Here is a 16489-nt window from a genome sequence, read left to right on the forward strand (position 1 = left end):
ATTAGATATTACTGAAATAAAGTGCATGAAGTTGGTTACAACCTTCATACATGCCTTTTATTTCTGTTTACCGCAGGTTTTACGAACAATTAATTGTACAGGAAGCACTATTTCCTGAAATTCTGGCTTTGCCGTCTTTTCCAATCTATCCAAAAGCAAAGTAGTAGCCATGTTCCCCATTTCGTACCTGGGAATACTAACTGTCGTTAATTGAATACTGCGTGTCCCGGATATAAACAAATCATCAAATCCAATAACCGCCAAATCTCCCGGGACTGATACACCAAGATCAGTTGCTGCATCCAGCACACCCAGCGCACCAATGTCAGTCAAGCTAAGGATAGCCGTGGGTCTCTTCTCTTCGGGAAGGCCTAGTAGAAATTTCGTTGTATCGTAGCTTCCTGAATATCTTGCCCCTCCCGAAGTCAACCATTCCGGATAGATCGTTAACCCAGCATCTGCCATCGCTTTCACATAGCCATTCATTCTGCTCTCCGTAATGGAAGATCCGGTAATACCGGGCATGAAAGCAATCTTTTGGTGTCCAAGCTGGTTTAGATGATTTGTAGCCATGACAGCACCATTGAAATTATCCGCCACAACGGAGTCCACTTGAAGCCCCTTTATAAAGCGGTTTGCGAGCACAAGCACATAACCTTGCTCCATAAATTTCAGAAAATGTTCTCTATCCTGTTCCAAAGCGGAAGTGACGATTATCCCATCCACTTTCCCTTCTCTTACTTGGTTAAGCGCAAGTTGTGTTCGGTCAGGTTTATCATCTGTATTCAAAATATTGATGGTGAAACCTTTGGTTTGAGCCACATCCTCGCATGCCTTGGCCAAATCGGGATAGAACGGGTTCGTAATATCCGAAACAACAAAACTGATCGCCTTGCTCTTCTGTACCCGCAAACCTCTGGCTACCGCATTGGGCACATAGTTCAATTCAGAAATCGCTTCCAAAACACGTTTGCGTTTCTCTTCATGAACCCAACGCGTATTATTGAGAACGTAGGATACGGTGGCAACCGAAACACCTGACTTGTGAGCGATATCTTTAATTGTCGTCATCGTTCAACACCACCATCCATGATCAAAATGCTCTAATTCTTTTCATCTAATCGATTAGATATTACGATATCACAGATATTTTTATTTGTCTAGAGACTTCTTTCATCATTTCTCGACGAGTACATTCCTACTCTGAGTTAGCTCAACATGCAGTTCCCCCCATGCACACATCGCATCGAGAATGGGTCTAAGCGACCATCCATATTCTGTTAGAGAGTACACCACTTTGGGCGGTATCTGGTTATAAATTGTTCGTTGCAAAACGCCGTCCTGTTCCAGTTCACGCAATTGTTGGGTAAGCATCTTTTGCGTAATGCCACACATCAATTTTTTCAGCTCGCTAGTACGTTTCTCTCCCTTGATTAAATGACACATGATAACCACTTTCCATTTACCGCCGATAACATCAAGTGTTGCTTCAACGGGAATATTATATACCATTAGAGCACCTCCCTATTCCATTTAGAGTACTTTTAAGTGCCTATATACCTTAAAAGTGCGTACTTATCAATAAGTGCTTCATGGTTATATAATAACACTCGTGAACAGGAAGTAAAGCTTGCTTCTATTAAATATACACTATTAGGAGGTTATTATGAGCCAATCTATTGCACAATCAGCGTCTAACCATAAAGTCGCGCCAAAGTCAGGAACGTGGGCTCTTCTTGCCCTAGCGATCAGCGCATTCGGAATCGGAACAACAGAGTTTGTTCCCGTAGGTTTGCTTGCTTCCATCGCTGATGATTTAAACATCGGTATCACACTGGCTGGTCTGCTTATCTCGGGCTACGCCATCGGGGTCGCAGTCGGAGCTCCTATCCTAACCGCTCTCACAAATCGCATGAGCCGCAAGTCACTGCTCATGCTGCTGATGGTTGTCTTCATCATCGGAAATGCTGTCGCCGCTCTCTCCCCTTCATTTGAAATACTTCTTATAGCACGTTTCATCACTGCCTTCTCGCATGGTGTCTTCTTCTCCATTGGAGCAACCATCGCAGTGCAGCTAGTATCTCCTGAGAAGAAGGCCAGTGCCATTGCCCTCATGTTCACAGGTTTAACTATCGCTATTGTTACTGGTGTTCCTCTCGGAACATTTATCGGCCAGGCATTTGGCTGGAGAGCTACGTTCTGGGGAGTTGCCTTGCTGGGTGTTATTGCAATCATTTCCAGCTCCGCACTCATTCCCAAAAATTTGAAGCAATCTCCTCCTGCCAAAATATCGGATATGATCAAACTTCTTACAAATGGTCGCCTGCTGCTCGGCTTTCTGATCACAGCATTCGGTTACGGCGGAACATTTGTTGCCTTCACTTATTTAACACCGCTGCTGCACGATGTGACTGGCTTAAGCCAAGGATTTATTAACATCCTATTGATCGCATATGGTATTACGGTGGCGTTTGGTAATTCCGTTGGAGGTAAATTAGCCAACAAAAACCCGATTCGCGCGCTATTCTGGATGTTTATTATTCAAGCGGCCGTTCTCGTTCTGTTGACATTCCTTGTTCCATTTAAAATCGCTGGCGTAATTGGCGTCTTATTAATGGGCTTGCTAGCCTTCATGAATGTGCCTGGTCTTCAGCTGTACGTCGTTCAACTCGCTGAGAAGTACGTGCCTTCAGCAGTCGATGTAGCTTCCGCACTCAATATTGCGGCTTTCAATGTCGGTATTGCGGTTGGTTCAATCATCGGCGCGGTTGTTATCGACTCTCTTGGACTTATTCATACCCCTTGGATTGGTGCTCTCATGGTTGTCATTGCCATCATACTCAGCGGCATTTCTGCCAAACTTGAACGCAAATAAGCTAAGGGGGTAATTCGCATGTTTGATCATCATCATACCTATCAACGAATGTATAGAGAAGGCGAATTAACGCTTGGTCTCCATATTCCATTAGAAAATTATCAAATGAATAGACCAACAATGGCTCAACAAGTCGAAATGGCTCAGGCAGCTGAAGCTTACGGATTTACTACACTATGGCTCAGAGATGTTATCTTGGAGGATCCCAATTTCGGAGATCCTGCTGTCGGCCAAATTTATGATATTCTGATTTACGGCACGCACCTGCTCAGTCAGACAACACATATTGCCATTGGAACATCTGCACTGGTTCTGCCTCTTCACCAACCATTGAGACTGGCCAAGCAGGTTGCAACGATTGAAGCCCTTTTCCCGGAACGGCTCATTATGGGGATATCCTCCGGAGATAGAAGGGCTGACTGCAAAGGTCTTGGCGTCGATCATCCGAGCCGCGGTACACAGTTCCGTGAAGCACTTTCTTATCTCGAAAAGGCGCTCTATGAGCATTATCCTGTCATCGACTCCATCTATGGAAAGATCGAACAAGCCACACTGGTCCCAAAACTGAAACAGAAAATCCCGACTATGGTGACTGGCTTTGCACAGCAGGATCTCAATTGGCTCGGACTGAACGGCGATGGATGGATGTATTACCCACAAACGCCGCTGCGCCAGCTAGAAGCCATCACCGCATGGCGAGATTCAGCAGCTCGTCAACACAAGCATGCATTCCGTCCTTTCTCCATGCCCATGCATCTCGATTTAGCGGAGAATCCCGACGAAGAAGCCTCCCCCATTCGGCTTGGTTTTCGAATTGGACGGAACCGATTAATTGAATTATTAAAAACATACCAGGATATTGGTGTGAATCATCTTTTCTTTGCCCTATTTGATAGCCTTCGTCCCGCAAACGAGGTTATACAAGAACTTGGAGAATATGTGCTGCCGCACTTTCCACCGCATCAGACCGATAATAATATTTTATGATCAAAGTGCAAATTATAAACTCATTAAAACCGCGTAATGTTCTGAAAGCAATACCGCATGGGAACTGAACGTCATTTGCCGCAACGACACGTCCTCCAATCCTTAGCGGTACCGGTACCGCCGAAACCCGCATGGCATGGACGGCTGCACCACTCATACACGCGACAACTGGTACAAGTGTGCGGACCTCGGTGAGCGTTAGGCGTCAGCGTCTGAGCCCGCTCTCGGGCATCGTCGATCTGGCATCTTCGACAGCGTTGGCCTGTTCTGCGAGACCATCACGGTTTCCCGTCGTCTCAGCGCGCAGGGTCATGATCCCGAGCGCACTCACTTCTGCCTGGTAACGGCCAATTGCGCGGGCGGCGGGTCGGCCATAACGCCTACGCGTATTCCTGCGCAATTGCCGACGCTGCTTCAGTGAAGAGAGTGACACAACTTCATGAGCCAATATCTCCCCATCGCGGGCGAGAATCGGCATCGCGGTGACGACGGCTCTCCCCTGACGACGTCGAAGCACAAGCGCAAGGATCACCATCGAGAGGAACAGCGGAACCATCACGGCGGCGTAAATCTTGTAGAGCATAAGCGGGTCTTTGCCTGCGAGTGCCGCCCAATCCCACACCCCGTGCAGCGCGACTGCGAACACCAGACCAACGCCAGCAAAACCAACTTGCGCGCTACGATGGCGCTGGCCCGCGGCCGCAGCGATCCCGAGTCCGAAGATCGCGACCAGGAATGAATGCATGAATGGCACAAACAGCGCTCGGAGAGCGAGACCGGCGATCAGCAAGCCGGCCGCACCACTATCAGTCGGATTGCTGCCTGCGAACTGGGTGATTATCTTGCCGAAGTACAGGATCTGCTCGGTGAATGCGAAACCCGCGCCGACAAATCCACCATAGATGACACCATCAAGCAGCCCAATGATGTGCCGGCGGCAGTAGATCAGCAGCCAGATCAGGAAGAGTCCTTTGAATACTTCCTCGGTGACCGGGGTGATTACAAGAGGCTGAAACCACGAAGTGAAGTCGGTGCCGACCTTGGCATTCAGGAGGGACAGAAGGCCTTCTTGGGATACGAGCGAGAGAAACGTAGCGCCAGCCGCCCCCCACACAAACGCGGGGAGCAGCCGCTGCGCCGGTTCTTGTTTCCATCGGCCGAGCCATACGAACACGCCCACCATTGGCAGAGTGACCAGCACGGACACGGGCAGCCCGACGAATATCCCGCCTACCCCAATCTGTGAACTGACCCAGACGATTCCAACGAGCCACGCTGCAGCTGCCAAGAGAGATAAGAGAATCCGCCTCCGTGCTTGGCTAGGTTGTGTTGAAGTTTTTATGTTCATTTCCATTCGTTCCCTTCATTCTTCGAAAGTTTTAAGTTTTGTTTGATTGATTGATTTATTGAAGAAAACCGACTGGAGCATGCATGATGATTAATATAGCAATTTACCAAAGAGTAATTCTGTCCTTTGGGGCTATGTACATAGCATCGCCTTCTTTTACATGAAATGTTGAGTAGAAGTCATCGGTATTAGCAACAACTTCATTAACCCTAACTTTATTTGGTGCATGAGCATCGATTGTTAATAGTAACTCTTCCAATTCAGGACGAGCTTTCTGTCTCCAAATGGTCGCCCATGACTTGTAGAACTCTTCAAGATTTGCATCTGATAATTTTTTTGTCGCTTCAAGCGCACCCTTTAGTCCACTAATGTCCGCAATATTTTCCGGTACTGTCATTTGTCCATTGATTTTTTTGCCCAGATACTCAACTTTATTGTATTGGTCAACAACAGCCTTTGCTTTTGCTTCAAATTTCTTATGGTCTTCTGCTGTCCACCAATTTACCATATTTCCAACCTCATCATATTTTGCTCCATTTGTATCAAAGGCGTGTGAGATTTCGTGCGCAATAATTGTACCTATACCACCATAATTCCGACTTGCGCTTTGATTCTTATCATAAAATGGCGCTTGAAGGGCCGCCGCAGGGAACGTAATCGTGTTTGTCAGCGGTTGATAAGACGCATTAGCAACATTTGCGGCCATTCTCCACTCATCTCGATCAATAGGTTGATCGATTTTCGCAAAATTGCTTTTAGTTATTATCGCTTGTATGAATCGATTATTCTCAAATAAGGGGCTGCTGAGATAATAACTGCTGTTCCTAAGCTTGGTTTTCATCCGCTTTCGAACGCCCTCCGATAAGATCTCTAAATGAGAATATCTCTCCCGACATTAGAACCCATGATGACTTCACCGGTTGCAACGCCGATATACTGCGGGAACGAACCTTCAACGATAGCAGTTGTTGTAATAATCAAGTGTTTTCCTCCTAAAAACAAATAGAGTTGTTGCCTGTTGTTCTAAACCTATTTCTGATTTATCCAATTTGAACTTTGCTTCAACCTCCTTGAACCCCGTTACCCGTGGGACGGACTATTCCCCAATACGGAATCCTAATAGCAGGGAAAGAAAATGACGATGAGTACAACCAGAGCGGTGGCGGCGAGGGATAATCTTCTCAAAAACCACTCATTTCCTATCCTACCAGCCCCAATGAAACAGAACCTAAACGGATAAATAAACATCAGCTTAACTATGCTACTGCCGTTTAGGTTCTGTTCATGTGAGTATGCTACTATGGAAATGGAAAAGGGTGAACACGATGACAAGTCTATCTGATATTAGAATCGCAATCGTCGACGACGAGCCTTCGATTATCATGATGCTGCAAATGGTGCTTCGCAGGGAAGGGTTTCATCAAACTGTACTCGGCTTCCACCTGCGCGGAAGCTCTTAATTTAGCGAAGCGTGAGGCCCCCGATGTCGTCCTGCTCGACATTATGCTTCCCGACGGCAGCGGCCTGGAACTCATCTCCAAGCTCCGCGAATACGGGAATCCGCATATTTTGTTTCTGACAGCCAAAGCTTCCGATCTCGATGTCCTGCGGGGCTTCGCCATGGGCGGGGACGATTATATCACGAAGTCCTTCAATCCCCTGGAGGTGGCCGCAAGAATTCAAGCGCGTTTCGCCGTCTGGAGCCGGAAGCCCCCGCAGCCTGTCCGCTGAAGGGGGCCGAACCAGGCGTTTACCGATTCGGCCGCTTCACCCTCAACGAGGCGGAGGGCGAACTGATTGTAGCTGGGCAGCCTATTCCTTGCCCAGCGCAGGTCTTCCAGCTGCTGCTGCACTTCTGCAAGTTTCCCGGGATCGTATTTTCCAAAACACAGCTCTATGACAAGGTTTGGGGGATTAACGGACTGGGCGATGACTCGACCGTGATGGTGCATATCCGGAGCATCCGGGAGCGGATCGAGATCGATCCCGGCAACCCAAAGCTGCTGCTTACCATACGCGGGCTCGGCTACAAACTGGTGAAGGAGCCGCAGGAGCGATGAAGATCCAACGGCGCATGGCCTTCCACAGGCGGAACGATTCAGATCTCCCCCGAGTAATTGTAGTGGAATAATGTGGAGTCATTGTCCGCTGCAATCTGCGGTAAATACTCCACACCTGCTGCCTTATTATAGAAGCTTGTCATGCGTATACTGCCATTATCCATGTACGCAATTTTCGTACAAAGCGCATCATTCTCAAGCGTCCAAGACGTTTGATCATTGACTACGTTCAATTGTGACTTTGAATACGCTTCCATAGGTTTGATTGATAAACAAAACTGATTAGCACTTAACACGCGCCAAATGACCTAGCTACGCGCACAAGCTGACAAAACATATCTTCAAACTATAGACTTTCAACGTGCATCCATTATTGATATATTTGTAGTCATTGACGGACATTATGTTCAAAAAACCTGCTTTAAAGTCTTTCTAAATAACGGCAAACGCACCTTCAACTCTACAGTCCACTGGATCTGACGATCTTCACATTACTTGGACGGCAATGACTCCCCTTACTTACCAAAAAAATGACAGAGCCCTCGTCGGGACTGCCATTTCTATAACGAAAACGATCAAATGTTGATGGAGGGAAATAATGACCGCGATCCATATTTCAGCAAAATGTTCTGCTTGCTGTCCCACCTATCGAACAATTTCTACTTGAATCATGGATCTCAATTTTAGTTTTGCCCGATGCGTCCTTGCTTTCACCGTGTTGACAGAGGACTTTTGAATACAAGCAAGCTGTTCATATGTTAAGCCGTTTTTATAAATAAGCAATAGGGCCTGTCTGTGCAAGGGCTTTATATGAAGAAGCAATTCACGAATGTACTCCTTTTCCGCAAACATTTCAATATCCCTTCTAGCCGTTCCAGTTTGCAATTCTGTCCAATCGCCCATGATTTCCAACCGTCGATAACGTTTCCTGTACACATCGATTGCCGCATTTCTGGACGTAACTGCTAACCAAGCTTGCTGGATGTTCTCATCGCTTAACTCGTCGATATGACGAAATGCTTTTACAAAGGTTTCTTGCACCACTGGTATAGCCAACGACGGGAATTCCCGTTGTATCCGCTTTCAAAGAATAAGTTGTTGAAGATGAATACATGGATGGCAACCCATATGTTTTCTCGTGCTAATAAGGGCGTACAATTGGAATAAATCCTTGATGAGAGTCCTATTTCATCTCCCCCATTTCTCTTCCTACGAAATCAGGAAGGATTCCAGCAATCGCTCGGGGCGGTAAAACCACTCTCCTACCTCCGGTCGATTGCTGTTTCTCCTTACCATGGCAGCGTTCTCTTACCTTGGAAACCTTCTCTTTTTGTGACGCTATGCTTTTTCACTTTTTCAGCCAAATATAAGCATTTCATGCTATTTCAAGCATAATTGAACTAGATCATCCACGTGTGCTGTTGCAAGACAGACGACCGCATCCGCAGAACCATAGTATATTTTGACTTCTCCTGTAGGCTCATGAATCATGCCACCAGGGAAAATTACATGATTCCGAAACCCGCCATCCGTTTCGTAACTGGTTTCCGGAGCAAGCAAAGGATCTTGGTACAAACCGATTACCTTTTTGGGATTGTCTAGATCCAGCAGCATGAGGCCGGCTGTATATCTTTTTTTCCAAGCAGGCTCCCACCCATTCTTGCCTCTAGAAGGGTCGATATCTACGGCATGGAATGTCGTTAGCCATCCCTTATCTGTTCGGATGGGTGGCGCCGCTGGGCCTATTTTATCATTAGCGAAAGGTACTTGTTCCACAGCCAGCAGCAAATTCGAATTTCCCCAGTAAACGAAATCTGGCGACTCCGAAATCCATGTATCGAAGCGGTCTATGCCGCCTCGACTATAGACTGTGAATGGGCGCTCCAAACGAACATAGTTACCGCCAATTTTTTCAGGAAAAAGGACCATATTCCGAAGATCAGGTGTCGACAGGCTCAACACTTCAAAATGTTCAAAATCATCGGTAACCGCTATGCCACCGCGAATGCCATGCTTGGTATCGACGGCAAAGCACATATAGCATCGTCCATCAATAACCGTTAGCCGTGGATCGTAGGCGCGGATATTTTCTTCATCGTTCATTTTAAAACAAGGCTTCGGACCAACCTCCCAATGGATGCCATCCTGACTGTAGGCGATTCCCAAGTCCGTCGTTGAGAATGGTTCCAGCCTTTGCTCACGAAGAGAGCCGTAATCATTTCGAAAGACCATAACATACTTGCCGTTGAACTTCGTTACGCCAGCATTAAATACAAGTGCCGTCGGATAGGGAACTTTCTCAGCGTCCAAGATCGGATTTAATGGATGGCGCCGGATAACCTGGCTTGATGTTAATAGACCTATGACCGGTAATGTCATGTTGAAACCCCCAATTTGTTTGAATCATTTGTTGACTACACTTCTACAGGTCTCTTGTGTAAAATGAATGCTGTTTCTTCATCTTTATTACCAGTTCTTACGATTAACCGATTGTCGTCATGATCGATCATTGGTGCTTGAGGTGCCTCAGCACTGTCCATCACGAACGAGAACAGGAAGGCTGCTTCTTCTATTAATCGAAAATCGATACTTCTCCGTTCACCCGAATATAGAATGAGATCTACATTGAACGTCAGACCGTTCTCCTGAATTTCCCATTTCAGTGGCGCTTGAGGAATGTTATTTTCCGTAAAAGCTGCATACCATGTCCGCAGCAACATCTGGAGCTTACCAATCGAAATTAGGGCACCATTGTCACTAGAATCTCCGCTCACATTGTCAAGGCACCCGCCTATTTCCAATCGCAAGCGAAGGTCAGAGGCTTCGATCACACCGCCCGTCTTATCTAAGCTCGGATGCGTGTCCCCCCCATTGGTTATGAACTCGACACCAAATAGAACGTGCTGACGGTCCTGTTTACCATTGAACACGGCCGAGCAATAATCATAACCATCATGCAGACAGCGCAATTGTAGATATGTCGCCTGACCTCCGTTATCAACGTAAGCCAATAGCGAACGTTTCTGATTCCACATTACCTCTCTGCTATGGCTGCCGAGTGAGTATTGCTTAGTCATATACGTCGTGGCCCAACTCTCCAGTTGCGTGGTTGCATTCACGGCATACAATTGCCGAATTTCCCTTTCCTGCGAAGAGAAGAATAACGCCACCAATGGCTCGGGACAGTAAAACCCACTCTCATACCATTCCTCCTCATAAGGCAGCTCTTCCCACGGGAAGAACATCAATTCGCCATTCGTCGCCAATTGCAGAAATGCTTGATTCTCCACACTGAGCAAAGTCTGATAACAGCGGGCGTGCGGGCCAGACCACTGTTTGGAGGCACTATGAAAATGCTCGGCAACTGAGTTCCATGCAAGATGGAGAAGCTCATCGCTTAATCTCTTCGATTCCTCTCCCGTTGTTTCGTTGCGAATCTTCGATAATTCCAAAATCGCAATGTACGTGTAAGGCGGGCTATTGTATTCCTGGAAAGCTCCGCGTTCCATCGTAAACCGATGGAGCTTCGCCAAACGGTTTAACCCGTATTCGGCATAATCGCTCCGTCCGAACCGTTCTCCGGCAATTAGTGTTACAAATGCGCCCATGATGGCAATATTCGTATAATGCGGGCCTACATCCCGTTTGATGATAGCGTCGCAAGCGTTATATATCGCTTGGGTGACCGTATCACGTAGTTGATTCGGGAATCGATCCCCATGTCGCGATATGGCGAGGACAAGCTGCTTCCCAATGAAGTCGGCCCAATTCCAATCTGGCGGGGACATCTGGTCGAGACTCTCCTCATAGAACCAAGACCAGATACCGAAGGTGCTGCGGCTGCGGTCGGTATCCTGCAAAGAAACAATCTTCTCAATGATGTCGAAAGCTCGCTGCTCGTACTCCTTCAATTCTGTGTCCAACAAGGCAAGCGCGTAGCGCATAGACTCACGAGTAGCATGAATATAATCGGCTTGTTTAATCGTGGTGTGATAACCAGGGCTGCTGAATGGCGATCTTAGCAAGCGAAACTCCGAATTGTACGCATCATTTCTGGATTTTACAACATTCAGCAGCATTTGCTTTTGATCTAGTTGTTGCATGAGGGGTTCATCCTTTCAGGTATCCTATTCACATCGCGTAGACTTACTCTATCAGCGACTCTATTAACAATTGCATCGTTAAGCCTTGCCCATAGAGTGTTGGACATATCCGAACACGGTTGTAATCTTCAATGGCCGGCTTAACCGCCGTCCCTCCGGATACACCGCTTACTTCTCCCTTGGAAGTAATTAACGGAAGTACGCTTTCCAGCGTCAATCGACTCACTACTAAATAAGAAGCATCCAGCATGCCTGCTTTGACCGCTTTGATAAGACCGCAAGCAATGCCGGCACTACCAGACGTTTCCTTGTAGAAATCCTGTCTATCCAGAACGGTATGCCACAAACCATCTTCTGCTTGACATTCACACAGTGCTATTGCAAGCTTCGAATAGCGTGTATAGAGCTCATCTGGAATCTCAATAATGGATCTTATTTCCATAACAATTTCCGGTACCGCGATCATGATCCACGCATTGGCACGATTCCACTGGGTAGCTGACATATGATTTCCTGCCTCGCAATTCCAACCGTGGTACAACATCCCAGTATCAGGGTTCTGCAATAATCGAAGATGAAGCATCGTTTGCTGAAGAGCTTCCTCCGCAGCCTTCCGATCTTGTGTTAAGCCAGCATATCGAGCTAGGAATAGAACAGCCATATAGATCGTGTCGGCCCATACTTGCTCCTGAAACTCAACGTTCTCTGTAACGGTGTGCTCGAAGGCTCCCTCGCGCGTCCGAGGCGCTTCCTCGATCATCCATTTCACGATTTCCCGTGACTTTTCCAGAAACCAGTTTTGTTGCGTTGCACGATATAAGGCAGGGAAGACAGCGAATGGAGCCATGGAATTAATCGTCTTCTTCACATCCGCCTTATCCTTGTTCATCTCAACCCAATCCAGCGCATAACGAATGACACTTTCTTGCTTCAGCTTACTTCCATAATCTGCAATCGCAATGATGCCAACACCCGGTACCCAGTCCCATTGATGGATATCCATCCCCCAGTCACCACGATGATCCTGGATCATATAGGAATATACCTGAGAGAGCATGTGGTACAGCTCATCGTTTTTCATATAACTTTTAATTCCTTTAATGTTAAAATTTTACATTATCGAGGTATAGGCAACCCTCAAAGAGCTGGCCGATAGAATGTGCAATTATCATTCCAGCGGATCACTCCTTGTGTTTTGCCCGATATTCAGTTGGCGTCAAACCTGTTATTTTCTTGAATATCCTCACAAAGCTATTTACATTCGAATAACCTACCTGCTCGGCGATCGTGCGGATCATGTCATCCGTACCAACCAATTGTTCCATCGCTTTGTTCATTCGGACATCCATTAAGTAGTCGATAAAATTACATTCCATCTGTTCTTTAAACAGCTTGCTCAAATGAGAGACGCTAAGACGAAACTCGCTGGCCAATAAGTTCAGCGACATATCATTACGCTTGTAATGCTGCTGAATATACAGCAGTACTTTATCAATCACATCATTTTTTTCCCGTATGTTTCGTTTTTGTTTAATTCGTTCAATGATATGTTCCAAGGCTTCCCTTGTATATTGCTGCAGATGCTCTAGCTGTTCATATTGATTCAGCATGTCATACATCTCGTGTCCGGGAAGTATTTCCCCCACTTCTACACCGATTTCCGCAGCGACAGTCGCAACCTTCATCAGGCACTGGACAATCAGCTGCATGATCATCTCCGGTGGAACATTTTGCTCCGCGAATAATTCGAACCATTTGCTTACCTGATATCGCAGCTTATCGCTGTCAACCATTTTTACGGAGTCAACAATCCCATCCGTCATCGCAAAAAAGCGGTGAAACTGCGGAGATTGGCCACTCGTAATATCTTCATTTGTAATAATGGAATTTCCACCCATAACCAACTTATAGCGAAGCGCCTCAATTGATTGCTTGTTGGACAGATGGATGTCGTTAAAGCTTACGGAATCTCCAATGCCAACTGTAATGGTCTGATTGAAATATTCACGGACGAAATTCCGCATCAAATCAGCTACCGCTACCGCTCGCATCACGTTATACTCTGCGGTTTCCTGATCGTCGAAATTCATAATGACGGCACATTTGCCGTTCTCAGCTTCGACCGCGAAGCCTTGACTTTCCGCATTCATTAATTCTTCTGCTACATTGCATAGCGCATAAGCATATAAATGCAGATCTCGTGCAGTCGCGATTTTGTTCTTATTATCAAATTCGACACTCATGACCACGAACTGGCCATTCTGCAAACGGATACCGAGCTTATCCATGTAGGTCTGCAATGAGCTCCATTTCTGTGGGGGGTTGGACAATATCTCTGTAAGCAGCTTCCATTTAATTAATGGTTTACTCTCGTTGACCTGTTTGTGCAGTTGATCCCGGTCTTGCAAGATATGCTCCACGGTTGATTCGAAATATTGAAACTCATCTGAATATTTGGGTACCGGATGCCCTTTGGGATGAACCGTCAACCGTCCGGTCATCGACTGAACGAAGCGGTTAATCGGCTTGAACGTCCAACCGCCAACTACGGCAACCAACACCATGGACATGACGAACAACACAACCGCCAGCGCTAAAAATCCATAACGAATGACTGACAACCTTTGATTTAATTGGACCTCAGGAATGAAGCGCACGATCTTCCAGCCCGTATAATTTTGATTGACATAAAATAAGGAAGATGGCGTTTGATCCACGTTACTAGAGAAATGTCCTTCTGATTGGGAGCTATTCAGAATCGATTCGATATACGGCAAACCGTTAATATTTGTGCCCAGAATTTTCTTGTCTTGATGCAAGACAATAACTCCGTTAGGATCGATAACAAACGTCTCTCCCTCATCCTGATTCGACGTTTTCTTAATCAGGTCGTACAGCAATTCTTCTTTAATGTTGACAGCAATAGCACCTTTTCTCACATTGGGATCAGAGATGAGCGGATAGGTTCTGACAAATGTAACTACGTTGCGATAAATCGGATAATTCGATTGATCCAGCATTAATTTACGGGTAGGCATCCATTTGGAATATCCCTCGTAACGCTCGAATTGATTCACCCATTGATAGTTCTGCATGAATTCCTGTTCATTCAGCACAGAACCTGATACCAGCTGACGCTTGTTGTAGGCGTATAAATCGATTGAAAACATATAGTCGTTGCTGCTCACCGCACTGGCGAAATAATTCGATATCCGAAAGGAGTTGCTATGACTTTCCTGCTCATTTAACTCATAATTGAAGAACTGCGTGACATCTTTATTATTTAACATCTGGATCGTAAGCTTATCGATATTCTCCATCGTAAGCTCCAGCTTATGATCCAATTGTCTGAGCAATTCCATATTCGTATCCGTCAACTGCCGCTTTAATTCCTTATTGAAGAAAGTATATGTTGAAAAAGTAGAGGACGAGACAAGCAGGAACAAAAGAATCGACAACATACCAACCGCTTTGGTAAGCCGTTTGTTCTGAATCCACTTCATCGTCCCATCCCCCTCTTCTCAGTTGTTATTTCAAGCTGGCTTTATTGTCTTGGTACCACTTATTGGCGATTTCTTCTGCTTTGGCTCCGCCCAAACGAGCCCACTCCTTGCGAATTTCACCAAGTGCCCATTCACCGCTATACTTCTCTCCCTGCGTTGTTGCTTCAGCACGGATTTCCTTAATGAAGGTGTCGAATGAGGCGCGAATGGCATTGATCTCGTCAAAGTTCGGCTGATAAGGAATATCGCGTCTGAAATCAACTTTGAGCGCCGTTTCCAGTGCTTTCGCATCAAGCTTGGCAACACGCTGCGCCAACGGGGTATCCGCCGCTTGAAGAATTAAATCCTCTGGCTTAACAACTTCTTGACGCAATACGGCATACTCCGCTGCATAGGATACTTCCTTATTGTACTTATCCATATTTAAACGCTTGGCAACTCCGTTAACATTCTCATAGTGAACGCCTTGTTCTCCGTTTAATAAAGGGAACCATCCCTTATCGACCATCCAGTCCAGATACTCTATGGCGGCCTTCGGATTTTTCATACTTTTATTAAAGGCCACATAAATAAAAGGTGATGCTTCCTGGTACACGCCATACTTACCGTATTTGGTGGATACTGCTTCTAGGGGTACAGGGTTAGCAGTTGGAACATTCTTGAGCAGGTCTGTATTTAGCGGAGTAAGCCACTGACCAAGCATTATGCCCGCCTTGCCAGTCGTCCATAGCTGATTGCTTCTTTGGTTATTATTATCTGTGAAGTACTCACGATCTACAAGTCCAAGACTGAACAGTTTCTTCTCTAGACTAATGACATCAGCAAAGCGGTCCAACGTTGCTCCGTATTTCAGTTTGCCCTCTTCCACATACCACTGAGAATTCATAGCCCCATACAAGGCAGCGTAGATATCACTGGCATTTGCCCCTACGATAGGCGTACTTCCTGGATATTTGTTCTTAAAAGCTTGCGCCACAGTAATTAATTCATCCACCGTCGTAGGCGCCTTAAGGTTCAACTCATCCAGCCAATCTTGCCTAATCCACATCCCATGATTCGCAACAGCTGTAATTGGACGCTTCGTAACAGCCGCATAGATCTTGCCGTCGAACGTAATATATGGGAGCAAATCTGGATTCTCTTTCAAGTATTTCTTATATGAGGTGCTATATTTATCAATATACTCATTAATGGGTTGGAGCGCTCCCTGTGTAACTAACTTGCCAATATATGAACGATCGAACTCCCAAATCAAATCAGGCGCCTGATTCGAAGCGATGAGTACATTTAATTTATCCTTAGACTGATTGCGCGGCACAGGGACGATCGATACATCAATTCCTGATTCCTTACGAATATAATCCACCCAGCGGTTTTTCTCATACGTACCTTCATCACTGGACACTTTGCCTCTATCGAACATGGAAATACTAACTTTTTTCGGAAGATTACTGTAAGGATCCTTAGCAGCGTTAGCATCCGAAGTAGCCGCAGGATTTTTTACATTTGCCTGATCTGTTGCGCCTTCATTAGAGCACGCCGCAGCAAGCAATACCATAATCATACTTAAAACGAGCACCATTTTCCCCTTCATTCTACCAAAGCCTTTCATA

General features: G+C 46.1%; 14 protein-coding genes and 1 pseudogene. 3 read left to right on the forward strand and 12 right to left on the reverse strand.

The genetic code is table 11. The features are described from left to right. Positions 1 to 57: 57 nt before the first annotated feature. Both LOZ80_RS23245 and LOZ80_RS23250 read right to left on the reverse strand, forming a co-directional pair. The gene (locus LOZ80_RS23245; protein WP_238166928.1) at positions 58 to 1071 is read right to left on the reverse strand and encodes a LacI family DNA-binding transcriptional regulator; all 1014 of its coding nucleotides are present in this window, start codon (positions 1069 to 1071) and stop codon (positions 58 to 60) included. Between the two features lie 105 nt (positions 1072 to 1176). Next, the gene (locus LOZ80_RS23250) at positions 1177 to 1512 is read right to left on the reverse strand and encodes a winged helix-turn-helix transcriptional regulator (protein WP_238166929.1); all 336 of its coding nucleotides are present in this window, start codon (positions 1510 to 1512) and stop codon (positions 1177 to 1179) included. A gap of 154 nt (positions 1513 to 1666) precedes the next feature. On the opposite strand from LOZ80_RS23250, the gene LOZ80_RS23255 reads away from it, so the two are divergent. Both LOZ80_RS23255 and LOZ80_RS23260 read left to right on the forward strand, forming a co-directional pair. Beyond that, complete coding sequence (locus LOZ80_RS23255; RefSeq protein ID WP_238166930.1) at positions 1667 to 2875, forward strand: MFS transporter; 1209 nt, start codon at positions 1667 to 1669, stop codon at positions 2873 to 2875. A gap of 18 nt (positions 2876 to 2893) precedes the next feature. Continuing rightward, positions 2894 to 3862, forward strand: coding sequence for a TIGR03571 family LLM class oxidoreductase (locus LOZ80_RS23260; RefSeq protein WP_238166931.1), 969 nt, complete (start codon positions 2894 to 2896; stop codon positions 3860 to 3862). Between the two features lie 205 nt (positions 3863 to 4067). Here LOZ80_RS23260 and LOZ80_RS23265 read toward each other — a convergent pair whose 3' ends face one another. From LOZ80_RS23265 to LOZ80_RS23275, 3 genes are all read right to left on the reverse strand, one after another. Next, positions 4068 to 5216, reverse strand: a complete 1149-nt coding sequence (locus LOZ80_RS23265; protein WP_238166932.1) for a PrsW family intramembrane metalloprotease — start codon at positions 5214 to 5216, stop codon at positions 4068 to 4070. Between the two features lie 97 nt (positions 5217 to 5313). Further along, positions 5314 to 6051, reverse strand: coding sequence for a M13-type metalloendopeptidase (locus tag LOZ80_RS23270; RefSeq protein ID WP_238166933.1), 738 nt, complete (start codon positions 6049 to 6051; stop codon positions 5314 to 5316). A 29-nt stretch (positions 6052 to 6080) separates the two neighbouring features. Next, a complete protein-coding gene (locus LOZ80_RS23275; protein WP_238166934.1) occupies positions 6081 to 6191 on the reverse strand; it encodes a heavy metal-binding domain-containing protein in 111 nt (36 codons plus the stop codon). Between the two features lie 344 nt (positions 6192 to 6535). Here LOZ80_RS23275 and LOZ80_RS23280 point away from each other — a divergent pair. Then, positions 6536 to 7270 (forward strand): annotated as a pseudogene (locus LOZ80_RS23280) (response regulator transcription factor). Between the two features lie 38 nt (positions 7271 to 7308). On the opposite strand, the gene LOZ80_RS23285 reads toward LOZ80_RS23280, so the two are convergent. The 7 genes from LOZ80_RS23285 to LOZ80_RS23315 all read right to left on the reverse strand — a co-directional run bounded on the left by LOZ80_RS23285 (position 7309) and on the right by LOZ80_RS23315 (position 16488). Further along, positions 7309 to 7527: a hypothetical protein gene (locus tag LOZ80_RS23285; protein ID WP_238166935.1), complete on the reverse strand. Its 219-nt coding sequence runs from the start codon at positions 7525 to 7527 to the stop codon at positions 7309 to 7311. Positions 7528 to 7915: 388 nt separating this feature from the next. Next, the gene (locus tag LOZ80_RS23290) at positions 7916 to 8326 is read right to left on the reverse strand and encodes an RNA polymerase sigma factor (RefSeq protein ID WP_238166936.1); all 411 of its coding nucleotides are present in this window, start codon (positions 8324 to 8326) and stop codon (positions 7916 to 7918) included. 324 nt (positions 8327 to 8650) lie between these two features. After that, complete coding sequence (locus tag LOZ80_RS23295; RefSeq protein ID WP_238166937.1) at positions 8651 to 9649, reverse strand: glycoside hydrolase family 130 protein; 999 nt, start codon at positions 9647 to 9649, stop codon at positions 8651 to 8653. A 35-nt stretch (positions 9650 to 9684) separates the two neighbouring features. Next, positions 9685 to 11373, reverse strand: a complete 1689-nt coding sequence (locus tag LOZ80_RS23300; protein WP_238166938.1) for a DUF8769 domain-containing protein — start codon at positions 11371 to 11373, stop codon at positions 9685 to 9687. A gap of 43 nt (positions 11374 to 11416) precedes the next feature. After that, entirely contained in the window at positions 11417 to 12454 is a 1038-nt protein-coding gene (locus tag LOZ80_RS23305; protein ID WP_238166939.1) for a glycoside hydrolase family 88/105 protein, read from the reverse strand. A 100-nt stretch (positions 12455 to 12554) separates the two neighbouring features. Beyond that, on the reverse strand, positions 12555 to 14876 hold the full coding sequence (locus LOZ80_RS23310; protein WP_238166940.1) for an AraC family transcriptional regulator: 2322 nt from the start codon (positions 14874 to 14876) through the stop codon (positions 12555 to 12557). Between the two features lie 25 nt (positions 14877 to 14901). After that, positions 14902 to 16488, reverse strand: coding sequence for an extracellular solute-binding protein (locus LOZ80_RS23315; protein ID WP_238166941.1), 1587 nt, complete (start codon positions 16486 to 16488; stop codon positions 14902 to 14904). Position 16489 lies beyond the last annotated feature (1 nt).

This window comes from Paenibacillus sp. HWE-109 (assembly GCF_022163125.1).
In the GTDB taxonomy this organism is placed as follows: Bacteria; Bacillota; Bacilli; order Paenibacillales; family NBRC-103111; genus Paenibacillus_E.